At 41.2% G+C, this 14222-nt stretch carries 16 protein-coding genes; 6 read left to right on the top strand and 10 right to left on the bottom strand.

From position 1 onward, the window contains the following. Window positions 1-26: 26 nt before the first annotated feature. The 3 genes from M1F63_RS05350 to coaB are packed head-to-tail and all read right to left on the bottom strand — an operon-like array spanning window position 27 to window position 1826. Complete coding sequence (locus tag M1F63_RS05350) at window positions 27-590, bottom strand: ECF transporter S component (protein WP_247940913.1); 564 nt, start codon at window positions 588-590, stop codon at window positions 27-29. After that, the gene (coaC, locus tag M1F63_RS05345) at window positions 574-1125 is read right to left on the bottom strand and encodes a phosphopantothenoylcysteine decarboxylase (RefSeq protein WP_247940912.1); all 552 of its coding nucleotides are present in this window, start codon (window positions 1123-1125) and stop codon (window positions 574-576) included. The genes M1F63_RS05350 and coaC overlap by 17 nt, the downstream gene beginning before the upstream one ends. A gap of 11 nt (window positions 1126-1136) precedes the next feature. Beyond that, the gene (gene coaB, locus M1F63_RS05340) at window positions 1137-1826 is read right to left on the bottom strand and encodes a phosphopantothenate--cysteine ligase (RefSeq protein WP_247940911.1); all 690 of its coding nucleotides are present in this window, start codon (window positions 1824-1826) and stop codon (window positions 1137-1139) included. A 229-nt stretch (window positions 1827-2055) separates the two neighbouring features. Here coaB and M1F63_RS05335 point away from each other — a divergent pair, with 229 nt between their 5' ends. The 3 genes from M1F63_RS05335 to radC all read left to right on the top strand — a co-directional run bounded on the left by M1F63_RS05335 (window position 2056) and on the right by radC (window position 6943). Continuing rightward, the gene (locus tag M1F63_RS05335; RefSeq protein WP_247940910.1) at window positions 2056-3726 is read left to right on the top strand and encodes a formate--tetrahydrofolate ligase; all 1671 of its coding nucleotides are present in this window, start codon (window positions 2056-2058) and stop codon (window positions 3724-3726) included. Between the two features lie 202 nt (window positions 3727-3928). Beyond that, window positions 3929-6220 carry a DNA helicase PcrA gene (gene pcrA, locus M1F63_RS05330; protein WP_247940909.1) on the top strand — a complete coding sequence of 764 codons (2292 nt, stop codon included), beginning with the start codon at window positions 3929-3931 and terminating at the stop codon, window positions 6218-6220. Window positions 6221-6262: 42 nt separating this feature from the next. Next, entirely contained in the window at window positions 6263-6943 is a 681-nt protein-coding gene (gene radC, locus M1F63_RS05325; RefSeq protein WP_000286948.1) for a RadC family protein, read from the top strand. Here radC and M1F63_RS05320 read toward each other — a convergent pair. From M1F63_RS05320 to M1F63_RS05290, 7 genes are all read right to left on the bottom strand, one after another. Further along, window positions 6940-7629 carry a gamma-glutamyl-gamma-aminobutyrate hydrolase family protein gene (locus M1F63_RS05320; RefSeq protein ID WP_000743310.1) on the bottom strand — a complete coding sequence of 230 codons (690 nt, stop codon included), beginning with the start codon at window positions 7627-7629 and terminating at the stop codon, window positions 6940-6942. The genes radC and M1F63_RS05320 overlap by 4 nt on opposite strands. Before the next feature lie 15 nt (window positions 7630-7644). Further along, complete coding sequence (locus M1F63_RS05315) at window positions 7645-8286, bottom strand: redox-sensing transcriptional repressor Rex (RefSeq protein WP_000653409.1); 642 nt, start codon at window positions 8284-8286, stop codon at window positions 7645-7647. Between the two features lie 82 nt (window positions 8287-8368). Next, window positions 8369-8584: a DUF4649 family protein gene (locus M1F63_RS05310; protein WP_000286093.1), complete on the bottom strand. Its 216-nt coding sequence runs from the start codon at window positions 8582-8584 to the stop codon at window positions 8369-8371. Between the two features lie 6 nt (window positions 8585-8590). Further along, complete coding sequence (locus M1F63_RS05305) at window positions 8591-8938, bottom strand: DUF1831 domain-containing protein (protein ID WP_000863517.1); 348 nt, start codon at window positions 8936-8938, stop codon at window positions 8591-8593. A 4-nt stretch (window positions 8939-8942) separates the two neighbouring features. Then, on the bottom strand, window positions 8943-10058 hold the full coding sequence (locus M1F63_RS05300; RefSeq protein ID WP_045591264.1) for a cysteine desulfurase family protein: 1116 nt from the start codon (window positions 10056-10058) through the stop codon (window positions 8943-8945). 9 nt (window positions 10059-10067) lie between these two features. Further along, on the bottom strand, window positions 10068-11027 hold the full coding sequence (locus tag M1F63_RS05295) for a ribose-phosphate diphosphokinase (protein WP_001283846.1): 960 nt from the start codon (window positions 11025-11027) through the stop codon (window positions 10068-10070). A gap of 111 nt (window positions 11028-11138) precedes the next feature. Further along, window positions 11139-11708 (bottom strand): CYTH domain-containing protein, encoded by a 570-nt coding sequence (locus M1F63_RS05290; protein WP_247940908.1) that lies wholly within the window; start codon window positions 11706-11708, stop codon window positions 11139-11141. A 128-nt stretch (window positions 11709-11836) separates the two neighbouring features. Between M1F63_RS05290 and yjbM the strand changes: the two genes are divergently transcribed. From yjbM to M1F63_RS05275, 3 genes are read left to right on the top strand one after another with little or no spacing between them, the layout of a single operon-like run. After that, a complete protein-coding gene (yjbM, locus tag M1F63_RS05285; protein WP_000151556.1) occupies window positions 11837-12508 on the top strand; it encodes a GTP diphosphokinase in 672 nt (223 codons plus the stop codon). Beyond that, window positions 12492-13310 carry an NAD kinase gene (locus M1F63_RS05280; protein ID WP_045591267.1) on the top strand — a complete coding sequence of 273 codons (819 nt, stop codon included), beginning with the start codon at window positions 12492-12494 and terminating at the stop codon, window positions 13308-13310. Before yjbM ends, M1F63_RS05280 begins: the two co-directional genes overlap by 17 nt. After that, on the top strand, window positions 13307-14203 hold the full coding sequence (locus tag M1F63_RS05275; protein ID WP_247940907.1) for an RluA family pseudouridine synthase: 897 nt from the start codon (window positions 13307-13309) through the stop codon (window positions 14201-14203). Before M1F63_RS05280 ends, M1F63_RS05275 begins: the two co-directional genes overlap by 4 nt. Window positions 14204-14222: the final 19 nt, after the last annotated feature.

The following is a 14222-nucleotide window of genomic DNA, read 5'->3' as shown; positions in this document are numbered from 1 at the left end:
TTCAGGATGAAAGTGGAGTTGATTTTTTATTTCTTCAAGGTTTCGAGACGGGGAACAATTGCTACTGTTAGAACGGCAGAGATGACAAGCTCGGCAATTGAGTTTGTAGAAATAACGGTTGCCAGGAGTTTTTGGATATTGCCGTCGAAGACATTTCCAAAAAGGAAGAAGATTCCCCCAAGGACAAAGACGGTGTTGGTAAGTGAACCGAGAGCACCAGCAAAGATGAGACCTGTTCTGTTTTTTAATAATTTATAAACCAAGTAAGGTGTCAGCCCAATCAAAACGCGAGGGACAATAGCGATAATCGCAGAGTAAATGTTTCCGTTCGGTACGAATGGTGAGAAGAGGTAGCTGGTTGGAAGGATGGTAATCGTATTTACCGTTAAGCTCAATAGTCCCATAAGAAAACCAAGTGTAACCCCAACCCGAGGACCATAGATGATACTAGCAATAATGACTGGAATATGAACGATAGTAGGTTTGATTGGGAATGGGAAAAGGTTAAATAGGATAGAACTCAAAAAGTGGATAACGAGCATAACTGCAAAAAAGATAGCAATTGGGGCAATGTTAGAGCGTTTGTTCATCGAGGGTTTCCTTTATTCTTTCTAATATAGTATTCAGGTCAGCTAGGGCGCCTTTGCCGTGATCGCCACAGGCTAGTAGAGATTCTTTTGGAGAGATGATCTGATAACCATAGGTCTTTAATGTTTTTAGATTAGCCTGAGTTGCCGGATGGTCATACATCTTTGTATTCATGGCTGGTGCGACTAACTTTTTGACGTGGTCTGGCAAGGCAAGTGCTGTACTTGTCACCATGTTGTCAGCAAATCCGTGTGCTAGTTTGGCAATGGTATTAGCAGTAGCAGGAACAACAATAAAAAGGTCAGTCCTTTTGCCTAGTTCGATATGATTGACTTGATCAGGAGCTGGTTCCTTCATGACATCAAGGTGGACAGGATTTTGAGAGAGGACCTGTAGTGTCAACGGTTGGATAAACTCTCTCGCTGCCTCAGTCATTAAGACAGTGACCTGATGGCCTTGTTTCTTCAAGGAACTGACTAGGTCAGCTGCTTTATAGGAGGCAATGGAACCTGTTACTGCGATGAGAATATTTGCCATGGCTTTCCTTTCTATGAATCGTATGCTTGAATTTTTTCAAGGAGGAGGTTTGCTATTTCCTCTTTGGTTTGAACGGTTTGGAGTTCCTCTTTCTCAACAAAGATTGCTTGATGCTGGTTTGCTGAAATTTGAGTGAGGTCATTTGCAATGATTAAGTCTGCTTGGTTCTTGATAAGACTCTTTCGTGCGATCTCAATGAGATAATCCTCAGAGACATCAACCAGCAATTTAAACCCAATCAGATGAATAGCAGGATTCCATTCCTTGACTAGAGAGATGATTTTTGGAGTTTTTTTCAGGAATAAAACCTGAACTTCATCAGTTGATGAAATCTTAGCTTGATGATTCTGCTTGCTTAAAAATTCTTCTAAATTAGAGCTAGCCTGAACTTCCTCAAGTCCCGTCATATAAACAGGTGTGTAGTCAGACACAGCCATTGAATGAATCAAGACTTGATAATTTTGAACAAGTTCTTGCATCCCAACTAGAAGGTCGTTGGTATTATCAATTTCTCGAATGCTTAGGTTGGGATGAGCTTCTGGCTTCAAAGCTCGTTTTGTCGTTATCAAACAAACTTCATGCCCCGCAGCAAGCAAGGTTTCTGTGATGATTTTTCCCAAGCGACCTGTAGAATGGTTAGTAATAGAGCGGACACTATCAATAGCTTCACTGGTACCGCCCGATGTGACTAAAATTTTCATAGCACTATTGTACACAAAAATAAACAGTAAGTAAAATGAAAGCGATAAATTTTTGGTAAAAGCGAAGATTAACTATAGTTTCAAACTATAAAGCCATATAAAATTTTTCAAAGGGCTCTAAAATCCTTGAAATTCAGGATATTTACGAACGTTTAGAGAGTTTATGGATGTTAAAAATCTTGTTTTGTGTTATAATGAATTATCAAATTAGAGGCTAGAGGAGTTTTGAATGAAAACAGATATTGAAATCGCACAGAGTATTGAGCTGAAACCAATCGTTGATGTTGTTGAGAAACTGGGTATTTCTTACGACGATTTGGAATTGTACGGGAAGTACAAGGCTAAGCTCAGCTTTGATAAAATTCGTGCAGTTGAGAGCAATCCAGTTGGGAAATTGATCTTGGTTACTGCCATCAATCCAACACCAGCTGGTGAAGGGAAGTCAACTATTACCATCGGTCTGGCAGATGCCTTAAACAAAATCGGCAAGAAAACCATGATTGCTATCCGCGAACCATCTCTTGGTCCAGTAATGGGTATTAAGGGTGGTGCAGCCGGTGGTGGTTATGCTCAAGTGTTGCCAATGGAGGACATCAACCTTCACTTTACCGGGGATATGCATGCCATTACAACTGCTAACAATGCTCTTTCTGCCTTGATTGACAACCACTTACACCAAGGAAATGAGCTGGGAATCGACCAACGTCGTATTCTCTGGAAACGTGTTGTGGACTTGAACGACCGCGCCCTTCGTCATGTTACCGTTGGACTTGGTGGTCCTCTAAATGGTATTCCACGTGAGGATGGTTTCGATATTACCGTAGCTTCCGAGATCATGGCCATTCTTTGCTTGGCGACTGATATTGAAGATTTGAAACGTCGTTTGGCGAATATCGTTATCGGATATCGCTATGACCGTACACCAGTTTCTGTTGGTGATTTGCAGGTTGAGGGTGCTTTAGCATTGATTTTGAAAGATGCTATCAAACCGAACTTGGTTCAGACAATCTACGGTACACCAGCCTTTGTACATGGTGGTCCATTTGCCAATATCGCTCATGGATGTAACTCTGTTTTGGCAACAAGCACAGCCCTTCGCTTAGCTGATTATACTGTTACTGAAGCTGGTTTTGGTGCAGACCTTGGTGCTGAGAAATTCCTTGATATCAAGACACCAAACTTGCCAACATCTCCAGATGCTGTTGTCATCGTTGCAACCCTCCGTGCCCTTAAGATGAATGGTGGTGTAGCTAAGGACGCTCTTACAGAGGAAAATGTAGAAGCAGTTCGTGCAGGTTTTGCTAACTTGAAACGCCACGTTGAGAATATCCGTAAATTTGGAGTACCTGCAGTCGTCGCGATTAACGAATTTGTTTCTGATACTGAAGCTGAAATCTCAGCCTTGAAGGAACTATGTGCCTCAATTGATGTGCAAGTTGAGTTGGCTAGTGTCTGGGCTGATGGCGCAGAAGGAGGCGTAGCGCTTGCCGAAACGCTTGTCAAGACAATCTCAGAAAATCCAGCAAACTACACTCGTCTTTATGACAATGATCTTTCTGTCCAAGAAAAGATTGAAAAAATTGTTACTGAAATCTACCGTGGTAGCAAAGTGAACTTTGAGAAGAAAGCCCAAACGCAAATCGCTCAAATCGTTCAAAACGGATGGGACAAATTGCCAATCTGTATGGCGAAAACTCAGTACAGTTTCTCTGACAACCCAAATGCACTTGGAGCGCCAGAAAACTTTGAAATTACCATTCGTGAATTGGTACCAAAATTAGGAGCTGGCTTCATTGTTGCCCTGACTGGTGATGTCATGACCATGCCAGGACTTCCAAAACGACCTGCAGCTCTCAATATGGATGTTGAAAGTGACGGAACCGTTTTAGGCTTGTTCTAAGATTTAGATGATATTAAAAGAGTTTGGAAATGCTATCCAAGCTCTTTTTCCTGTCAAAGAATAACCTCTTCTTCATTTGAAAAATACATTTTTTGTAAGCACTGATGAAAATTTTACTTGTCAAAGTGTTCTCTATAAAGTTTCTATTTTACCTGATTTCTGATATAATAGAAACATTGACTTCAAGAGTAAGGAAGAGAAGATGAACGCATTATTGAATGGAATGAATGACCGTCAGGCAGAGGCGGTACAAACGACAGAAGGCCCCTTGTTAATCATGGCGGGGGCTGGTTCTGGGAAGACCCGAGTTTTGACCCACCGTATTGCTTATTTGATTGATGAAAAGATGGTCAATCCTTGGAATATCTTGGCCATTACCTTTACCAATAAGGCTGCGCGTGAGATGAAAGAGCGTGCTTATGGTCTTAATCCAGCTACTCAGGACTGTCTGATTGCGACCTTTCACTCCATGTGTGTTCGTATCCTGCGTCGCGATGCGGATCATATTGGCTACAATCGGAACTTCACCATTGTAGATCCCGGAGAACAGCGAACCCTCATGAAACGCATTCTCAAGCAATTAAACTTAGATCCGAAAAAATGGAATGAACGGACTATTTTGGGAACCATTTCCAATGCTAAGAATGACCTAATTGATGATGTGGCTTATGCTGCCCAAGCTGGAGATATGTATACACAAATTGTAGCTCAGTGTTATACAGCCTATCAAAAAGAGCTTCGTCAGTCTGAGTCCGTTGACTTTGACGACTTAATCATGCTGACCCTGCGTCTCTTTGATCAAAATCCTGATGTTTTGACCTACTATCAGCAGAAGTTCCAATACATCCACGTTGATGAGTACCAAGATACCAACCATGCCCAGTATCAATTGGTCAAACTCTTGGCATCTCGCTTTAAAAATATCTGTGTAGTTGGAGATGCGGACCAGTCCATCTACGGTTGGCGTGGGGCTGATATGCAGAATATCTTGGATTTTGAGAAAGATTACCCTAACGCCAAGGTCGTTTTGTTAGAGGAAAATTACCGTTCAACCAAAACTATTCTGCAAGCCGCCAACGACGTCATCAAAAACAATAAAAATCGTCGTCCTAAGAATCTCTGGACTCAGAATGCTGATGGGGAACAAATCGTCTACTACAGAGCCAACGATGAACAAGATGAGGCTGTTTTTGTAGCCAAAACCATCGATGAACTTGGTCGCAGTCAAAACTTCCTTCATAAGGATTTTGCAGTTCTTTATCGGACTAATGCACAATCCCGTACCATTGAGGAAGCCTTGCTCAAGTCCAATATTCCTTATACTATGGTTGGAGGAACCAAGTTCTACAGCCGTAAGGAAATCCGTGATATTATCGCTTATCTTAACCTCATTGCCAATTTGAGTGATAATATCAGTTTTGAGCGCATTATCAACGAGCCTAAACGCGGAATTGGCCCAGGAACCGTTGAGAAAATTCGCGGCTTTGCTAATATGCAAGACATGTCTATGCTGGATGCTTCAGCCAATATCATGTTATCAGGAATCAAGGGGAAGGCAGCACAGTCAATTTGGGACTTTGCCAATATGATTTTGGATTTGCGAGAAAAACTGGATCAATTAACTATCACCGAGCTGGTTGAGGCTGTTCTAGAAAAAACAGGTTATATCGATATTCTCAATGCCCAAGCGACCTTAGAAAGCAAGGCTCGGGTTGAAAATATCGAGGAATTTCTATCTGTTACCAAGAATTTTGACGACAATCCTGATAGTCAAGAAGAGGAAACAGGTTTGGACAAACTCAGTCGTTTCTTGAACGACCTTGCCCTGATTGCGGATACGGATTCAGGCAGTCAGGAGACATCAGAAGTGACCTTAATGACCTTGCACGCAGCTAAGGGACTTGAGTTCCCAGTTGTCTTTATCATTGGGATGGAGGAAAATGTCTTTCCACTTAGCCGTGCAGCTGAGGATCCTGATGAACTGGAAGAAGAACGCCGTTTGGCCTATGTCGGTATTACACGCGCAGAAAAGATCCTTTATCTGACCAATGCTAACTCTCGCTTGCTTTTTGGGCGTACCAACTACAATCGTCCAACTCGTTTTATCAATGAAATTAGTTCGGACTTGATTGAATATCAAGGCTTGGCTCGTCCGGCGAATACTAGCTTTAAGGCATCTTATAGCAGTGGTGGAGTGGCCTTTGGTCAAGGTATGAGCCTAGCTCAGGCCCTTCAAGAACGGAAACGGAATGCTGCACCAAGCTCTATCCAGTCAAGTGGTCTTCCGTTTGGACAGTTAGCAGCCGGAAATAAAAAAGATTCAAGCGATACCAACTGGTCTATTGGGGATATTGCTCTCCACAAGAAGTGGGGAGAGGGAACTGTTCTGGAAGTCTCTGGTAGCGGTGATACTCAGGAGTTGAAAATCAATTTCCCAGAAGTGGGGCTGAAAAAACTCTTAGCCAGTGTAGCCCCAATTGAGAAAAAAATCTAATTTTCTATCCTTCTCACGAATAATAAAGTGAGGAGGATTTTTATGTACAGTATTTCATTCCAAGAAGATTCACTCTTGCCTAGAGAAAGACTGGTTAAAGAAGGAGTAGAGGCACTGAGCAATCAAGAATTGCTAGCAATTCTACTCAGAACCGGAACGCGTACGGCCAATGTTTTTGAAATTTCCCAGAAAGTCTTAAACAGTTTGACTAGTCTAACTGATTTGAAAAAAATGACCCTGCAGGAATTGCAGAGTCTGTCTGGTATTGGACGGATTAAGGCCATTGAACTACAAGCAGTGATTGAACTGGGACATCGCATTCACAAACATGAAACCCTTGAGATGGAAAGTATTCTCAGTAGTCAAAAGCTAGCCAAGAAAATGCAACAGGAACTTGGCGATAAAAAACAAGAGCACCTAGTGGCGCTCTATCTCAATACTCAAAATCAAATCATTCATCAGCAAACTATTTTTATCGGCTCTGCGACACGCAGCATTGCTGAACCGAGGGAAATCCTTCACTATGCCCTCAAGCATATGGCTACCTCAGTGATTCTCGTTCACAATCATCCATCCGGTGCTGTATCTCCTAGTCGAAACGATAACCATGTCACTAAACTAGTCAAGGAAGCCTGCGAACTGATGGGAATTGTTTTCTTGGACCATCTGATTGTCTCGCACTCGGATTACTTTAGTTACCGTGAAAAGACGGATCTGATTTAGAGTTCATTAACAACATAGTCAAACAGCGTTTTATCTTTGGGGCGGTTTTCAAAGAGAAATTCAGGATGCCATTGGACACCAAGATAAGGGAAGCCGTCCGTAGTTGTCACAGCCTCAATGATTCCATCTTTAGGATCATGTGCTACAACCTTAAGATTAGGAGCTAGATCTTTAATACTCTGGTGGTGGAAGGAGTTGATGTGAGAGATTTCTCCATAGATCTCTCGGAGAATCGTATCAGGTTCCGTTACGAGGCGTTGGGTAGTGTATTCGGCTGAACAGTCCTGCCAATGATCCTCGATATCTTGGTGTAGCGTGCCTCCCATGGCGACATTGAAAAGTTGAGTACCCCGACAAACAGAGAAAATTGGTTTCTTTTGCTTAATTGCTTCTTTGATAAGTGCTAGTTCAAAAATATCTCTTTGAAGATGGTAGTCATCGCTGTCAATAGCCTTTGGTTCACCATAGTATTTTGGATCAACATTTTGCCCACCCGTTAGGATGAGCTTATCAATGATACTGATGTAATAGGCAGCCATTTCTTGATCACCAATCGGTAGGATGATTGGAATTCCGCCAGCGTCCTTGACTCCTTCAACAAAGCCCTTTGCTGCATAGCTCATCATGATGTCATCATCTGGATGAGCTTTTTCATTTCCTGTAATCCCAATAACTGGTTTTTTCATAAATGCTTTCGCTTTCTAATCCTCTTTACGCATAAAATAGAGGAGGGTTTGGAGTTCGCTTGTCAAATCAACATACTGAACGACCACATCTTTTGGAAGGTGCAGGTGAACAGGTGAAAAGCTGAGAATACCTTTTATACCTGCATCAACCAAAAGATTGGCAACTTCTTGTGATTTAACACTTGGAACTGTTAGGATAGCAGTTTTGACATCTGCTTCTTTGATTTTTTCTTTAATCTGTGAGATACCATAGATTGGAATTCCATCAGGTGTCTGGCTTCCAACTTCTGGATGGTCATCTAAGTCAAAGGCCATGATAATCTTCATCTTGTTGCGCTCGTGGAAGCGGTAGTGGAGAAGGGCATGCCCCATATTACCAATCCCAACCAACATAACATTGGTGATGGAGTTATCATTTAGGAGATCAGCAAAAAAATTCATCAATTTTTTGACATCGTAACCAAAACCACGACGACCTAGTTCACCAAAATAGGAAAAATCCCGACGAACGGTTGCAGAATCGATACCGATAGCCTCTGCAATTTGCTTTGAGTTGGCACGTTCGATTTTTTCTGCATGAAATCTCTTGAAAATTCGATAGTAAAGAGAGAGTCTTTTTGCTGTTGCTTTTGGAATAGCAGACTGTTTATCTTTCACAAAATCACAACCTTTCTATTCTTCTATTTTATAGAAACATTGTGAAAAAATCAACAAAAACAAGAAAAAACTAAGAAATTTCTTAGTTTTTATCTGAAAAATGAGCTTGTGATAGAAAACGGTAGAGATCGCCAACCAATCCTTGATAAATCACCTTATCATTCAGCGTTAAGGAGCTGATTAGGAGAGTATCAGGTAGGGTCACACAGCCTGATAGAGATAACATGAGCTCTTCGTAATCCTTATATTCAAGTGTACGTTCTACGTGATAGTTATCTTGATAGGTAAGTCGATACATAGTCAATTATCTTTCTTCTTTAGTGAAGATACCGCGTTCTACAAGGCTGTCCATGAGGAAGTAGAATTTTTCTTGATGAATGTGGTGGTCTTCTGATTTAAAGATATTCACCAAACGAAGGCCAGACTTGTCAGTGATGTTGAGTTTAGCACCTGTAAGGTCTTTATTGATGATGATTTTTAGCTTGAAACCTTCACCACTGTTGGGTACTTTTTCAAGTAGACGAGTTAGTTCGAAGTTTCCTACCTTTGTTTCAAAGAAAGTATTATCTTTCAGTGTGAACTTTTTGACAGATGGGCTAAGTGTGTAGTCGTAGCGGCAGTTTTGTAGTTTAATGGTTTTTTCGAATGCCATTAGATTAATCTCCAATAATATTTTTTAAGGTTTGTGCGAGTTGTTTCAGTTCTTCTTCGGTGTTAAGAGGAGAGAGACTGATACGGACAGATTCTTTCAAACGAGGCGAATCGGGCCCATAAAAAGCTTCAAGCACATGACTGGTTTGCACAATACCAGCAGTACAAGCTGAACCGGTAGAAATTGAAATTCCTTCAAGGTCTAACCGTAGCAAGAGCAAATCATTTTTTTGACCAGGAAAGCCAATGTTGACAACATAAGGTAGTTGGTGGTTGCTTTCATTGAGATAGTATTCGAAACCTGCAATTTCTTCTAAAAAAGTAGATTTGAGTGCGCTTAGTTTTTGGTAATGCTCAACTTGGTCATTTAAATCCTCTTTGAGAGCAGCGACCATGCCTACAATGGCAGCGAGATTTTCTGTTCCAGCCCGTTTTTTTTGTTCTTGATCACCACCATGAAGATAGGAGTCAAAGTCTCCAGTCGATGCGTAAAGGAAGCCGACACCTTTTGGTCCATGGAATTTGTGGGCAGAAGCGCTGAGGAAATCAATTCCCAATTCCTCGGGATGGATAGGAATTTTTCCGATAGCTTGAACAGCATCAACATGATAAGCAGCAGGATGGTCTTTTAAAATATGTCCAATCTCAGCGATAGGTAAGAGACTTCCAGTTTCATTATTAGCATACATGGTGGAAACGAGAATGGTATCGTCACGTAAAGCTTCTTGAATTTGCTGGGCAGTTATTTCTTGATTTACTGGTTGGATGATGGTCGCTTCAAAACCAAAATGTTGAACCAGATAATCGATAGTTTCAAGCACAGAATGGTGTTCAATAGCTGTCGTGATGATATGTTTTCCACGATTTTGATGACGGAGACAATAGCCAATAATGGCTGTATTGTTACTTTCTGTACCGCCAGACGTAAAAAAGATATGTTGAGGTTTGGTTCCTAGTAAGTGAGCTAAGTCTTGACGAGCCTCTCGCAAGAGTTTGCCAGCCTGCCGACCATGGCCATGAATACTAGAAGGATTACCATGAGTTTCTTGCATGACCTTGGTCATTTCAGAAATAGCTACTGCTGACATAGGAGTCGTAGCAGCATTGTCCAAATAAATCAAAGAATCACCTTATTTCTTTTTGTTGTAAGCAAAGAGTGGGCTGACTGGTTTTCTTTCGTGAATGCGGACGATAGCATCACCAATTAATTCGCTAGCAGTAATGTAACATACATTTTCTGGAGTTCTTTCTTTGGTTGCTACAGAGTCCGTTACAAGGATTTCTTTAATGTTAGTTGCGTCTAGAAGGTCTGCTGCACCTTCAACAAATAAACCGTGACTAGATACCGCATAGATTTCAGTTGCCCCTTCGCGTTCAACGATTTTTGCTGCTTCAGAGAAAGTACGACCAGTATTTAGGATGTCGTCAATCAAGATAGCTTTCTTGCCTTCAACATCCCCAATGATATAGCCTTCGTTACGATCAGAATCGTCTTGGGCGTAGTCAATGATAGCGATAGGGGCATCAAGGTATTCAGCCAAACTACGAGCACGTTTAACACCAGAGTTCTTTGGACTAACAACAACAACATCGGATCCAAGAAGTCCTTTATCACAGTAGTGCTTAGCAAATAGAGGAACAGTATAAAGATTGTCTACAGGAATGTCAAAGAAACCTTGAACCTGAACAGCGTGGAGGTCAAGCGTTAGAACACGGCTTACACCGGCCTTGACAAGCATATTGGCAACCAATTTTGCAGTGAGGGGCTCGCGAGAAGAAGCGATTCGATCCTGACGCGCATAACCAAAGTAAGGAAGGACAACGTTGATACTATGAGCACTTGCACGAACACAAGCATCAACCATGATTAATAATTCCATCAAGTGGTTGCTAACGGGGTAGCTGGTTGACTGGATGATGTAAACATCGTAACCACGGACACTTTCTTCGATGTTGACCTGGATTTCACCATCAGAAAATTGACGAGAGGATAATTTTCCGAGAGGTACACCAACTGTATCCGCAATCTTTTGAGCGATTTCTGGGTTAGAGTTTAGGGTGAAAAGTTTCATGTTGTTTCTATCTGACATTATAGACCGTCCTCTGTAAACTTTGTGAATCTCCTTTGAGAAAGTTCTGTTTTTCAAAGCAAGATTCTTTTATTTTTATCTTTTCTATTCTACCAAAAAAAGGAGATTATTTCAGCTTTTTTTCATGCTTTTAATAAAACGAATTAATTTTGAAGGAGCTTTCTGATAAGTTATGTGATTTTCATCTAAAAATTTCCGAAAATCGGCTTTCCCTTTTTCATGGTCTGTGACTTCAAGCTCGAGTTCATAGTCCGTCTGGTCAAAGTATCGACTTTCATCTAAGGCCATTAAGCCAATCTCAGTTTTCATTTCATAACGTAGAGTGGAAAGGCAGCCTAGAACAAGCCAGTCATGGCTTTCGATGCCAATCTTAGCGAGTTTCTCTAGAACGAGCCCTGGAGGTAGTTTTTGTTTTTCTAGGTATGATTCAGCTTCTGGAAGAGTTAGTTTCTGGTTGTATTCCATATTTCCTACAGTTTGAGGTACTTTTAAGGTCAATTCCGCCCAATCTGAAAAGGTGCGAATGCGCATGGCAACCTTCTTTTCACGCAATTGGAAATCTGGTGTGTCAATGTAGTAGTTTTTCTGAAAGACGGGTTGGATATGGGAAAACTGTTTTTTTAGATGATCATATTCCTCTTTTTTCAGAAGTGTTTTCAATTCTATTTCTAAATGTTTCATTTTTTCAACCTTTTCTATATCTTTGAAAGCGATTTATGGTATAATGGACAATGTATTTATTGTATACGAATGTACTGAAAAAATCAAAGATTTTCGACAGAGCAATCAAACATTACAAGGGAGAAAGTATGACCATAGAATGGGAAGAATTTTTAGATCCTTACATTCAGGCTGTTGGTGAATTGAAGATTAAACTTCGGGGAATTCGCAAACAGTATCGTAAGCAAAACAAGCATTCTCCGATTGAGTTTGTAACGGGTCGTGTCAAACCGATTGAAAGTATCAAAGAAAAAATGGCTCGTCGAGGAATTACATATGCAAGTCTGGAACATGATCTGCAAGACATTGCTGGTTTACGTGTCATGGTTCAGTTCGTTGATGACGTTAAAGAAGTAGTTGAGATTCTACGTAAACGCCAAGATATGAGAGTCGTTCAGGAACGAGATTATATCACTCATCGTAAGGCTTCGGGTTATCGTTCTTATCACGTGGTTGTCGAATATACTGTAGATACGATAAATGGGGCTAAGACCATCCTCGCCGAGATTCAAATACGGACTTTGGCTATGAACTTTTGGGCGACCATTGAACACTCGCTCAATTATAAATATCAGGGCGATTTTCCAGAAGAAATCAGGACAAGATTGGAAATTACAGCGAAAATAGCTCATCAACTGGATGAAGAAATGGGTAAGATTCGAGATGACATCCAGGAAGCGCAGGCTCTCTTTGATCCATTGAGCAGAAAATTAAATGACGGTGTAGGAAATAGTGACGATACAGATGAAGAATACAGGTAAACGAGTTGACCTCATAGCAAATAGAAAACCACAAAGCCAGAAGGTTTTGCATGAGCTGAGGGAAAAACTAAAGAAACAACATTTTATACTGAACGATACCAATCCCGACATCGTCATTTCGATTGGTGGTGACGGGATGCTTTTGTCCGCTTTCCACAAGTATGAGAATCAGTTAGACAAGGTTCGATTTGTAGGTGTTCATACAGGGCATTTGGGATTTTACACAGATTATCGTGATTTTGAGTTGGATCAGTTGGTGACCAATCTACTGCTAGATACTGGTGCCAAAGTTTCCTATCCTGTTCTGAATGTTAAGGTAACGCTTGAAAATGGAGAAGTGAAAATCTTCCGAGCCTTAAATGAAGCGAGTATCCGTCGATCAGACCGCACTATGGTGGCAGATATCATCATTAACCACGTTCCGTTTGAGATATTTCGAGGAGATGGAGTGACTGTTTCAACGCCAACGGGAAGTACTGCTTATAACAAGTCCTTGGGTGGAGCTGTCTTGCATCCGACCATTGAAGCCTTGCAGTTGACGGAAATAGCGAGTCTTAACAACCGAGTCTATCGCACTTTGGGATCGTCAATCATTATTCCAAAAAAAGATAAGATTGAACTCTTGCCAACACGCAATGATTACCACACGATATCAGTCGATAACAGCGTCTATTCATTCCGTAATATTGAACGGATTGAGTATCAAATCGACCATCACAAGATTCACTTCGTAGCGACACCAAGCCACACTAGTTTCTGGAACCGTGTCAGAGATGCTTTCATCGGCGAGGTGGATGAATGAGGTTCGAATTTACCGCAGATGAGCACGTCAAAGTTAAAACTTTCCTCAAGAAACATGAGGTTTCTAAGGGACTTTTGGCTAAGATTAAGTTTCGAGGCGGGGCTATTCTGGTCAATGGCCAACCTCAAAATGCGACTTATCTCTTAGATATTGGATACAGGGTGACCATTGATATCCCTGCAGAGGAAGGGTTTGAGAGCCTTGAAGCAATTGATCGTCCACTGGATATTCTCTATGAGGATGACCATTTTCTGGTTTTAAATAAGCCTTATGGAGTAGCATCCATCCCAAGTGTCAATCATTCCAATACCATTGCTAATTTTATAAAGGGCTACTATGTCAAGCAAAATTATGAGAACCAGCAAGTTCACATCGTAACTAGGCTTGATAGAGATACATCTGGTTTGATGCTCTTTGCCAAGCACGGCTACGCTCATGCACGTTTAGATAAGCAGTTGCAACGAAAGTCTATCGAAAAACGTTACTTTGCTTTAGTTAAAGGAGCTGGTGTCTTGGAGCCAGAAGGGGAGATTATCGCACCAATTGCGCGTGATGTGGACTCTATTATCACGAGACGGGTTGCCAAAGGTGGGAAATACGCTCATACATCTTACAAAGTTGTAGCGTCTTATGGAAATATTCACCTAGTCGATATTCGCCTGCATACTGGACGAACTCATCAGATACGAGTGCATTTTTCTCACATCGGTTTTCCTTTGTTGGGAGATGATCTCTATGGAGGTAGTCTGGATGACGGCATTCAGCGTCAGGCCTTGCATTGTCATTATTTATCTTTTTATCATCCTTTTCTAGAGCGAGATTTGCAATTAGAAAGCCCCTTACCGGATGATTTCAGCAATCTTATTACTCAGTTATCAACTAATACTCTTTAAAAACTATTTGGAGTATAAT

The organism is Streptococcus oralis (assembly GCF_023109155.1).
Classification (GTDB): Bacteria; Bacillota; Bacilli; order Lactobacillales; family Streptococcaceae; genus Streptococcus; species Streptococcus oralis_BZ.
This window is presented reverse-complemented; position numbering and strand designations above follow the sequence as displayed.

Coding starts and splice junctions, on each gene's coding strand:
- M1F63_RS05350 (WP_247940913.1), bottom strand. CDS start 590: ATGAACAAACGCTCTAACATTGCCCCAATTGCTATCTTTTTTGCAGTT.
- coaC (WP_247940912.1), bottom strand. CDS start 1,125: ATGGCAAATATTCTCATCGCAGTAACAGGTTCCATTGCCTCCTATAAA.
- coaB (WP_247940911.1), bottom strand. CDS start 1,826: ATGAAAATTTTAGTCACATCGGGCGGTACCAGTGAAGCTATTGATAGT.
- M1F63_RS05335 (WP_247940910.1), top strand. CDS start 2,056: ATGAAAACAGATATTGAAATCGCACAGAGTATTGAGCTGAAACCAATC.
- pcrA (WP_247940909.1), top strand. CDS start 3,929: ATGAACGCATTATTGAATGGAATGAATGACCGTCAGGCAGAGGCGGTA.
- radC (WP_000286948.1), top strand. CDS start 6,263: ATGTACAGTATTTCATTCCAAGAAGATTCACTCTTGCCTAGAGAAAGA.
- M1F63_RS05320 (WP_000743310.1), bottom strand. CDS start 7,629: ATGAAAAAACCAGTTATTGGGATTACAGGAAATGAAAAAGCTCATCCA.
- M1F63_RS05310 (WP_000286093.1), bottom strand. CDS start 8,584: ATGTATCGACTTACCTATCAAGATAACTATCACGTAGAACGTACACTT.
- M1F63_RS05305 (WP_000863517.1), bottom strand. CDS start 8,938: ATGGCATTCGAAAAAACCATTAAACTACAAAACTGCCGCTACGACTAC.
- M1F63_RS05295 (WP_001283846.1), bottom strand. CDS start 11,027: ATGTCAGATAGAAACAACATGAAACTTTTCACCCTAAACTCTAACCCA.
- M1F63_RS05290 (WP_247940908.1), bottom strand. CDS start 11,708: ATGAAACATTTAGAAATAGAATTGAAAACACTTCTGAAAAAAGAGGAA.
- yjbM (WP_000151556.1), top strand. CDS start 11,837: ATGACCATAGAATGGGAAGAATTTTTAGATCCTTACATTCAGGCTGTT.
- M1F63_RS05280 (WP_045591267.1), top strand. CDS start 12,492: ATGAAGAATACAGGTAAACGAGTTGACCTCATAGCAAATAGAAAACCA.
- M1F63_RS05275 (WP_247940907.1), top strand. CDS start 13,307: ATGAGGTTCGAATTTACCGCAGATGAGCACGTCAAAGTTAAAACTTTC.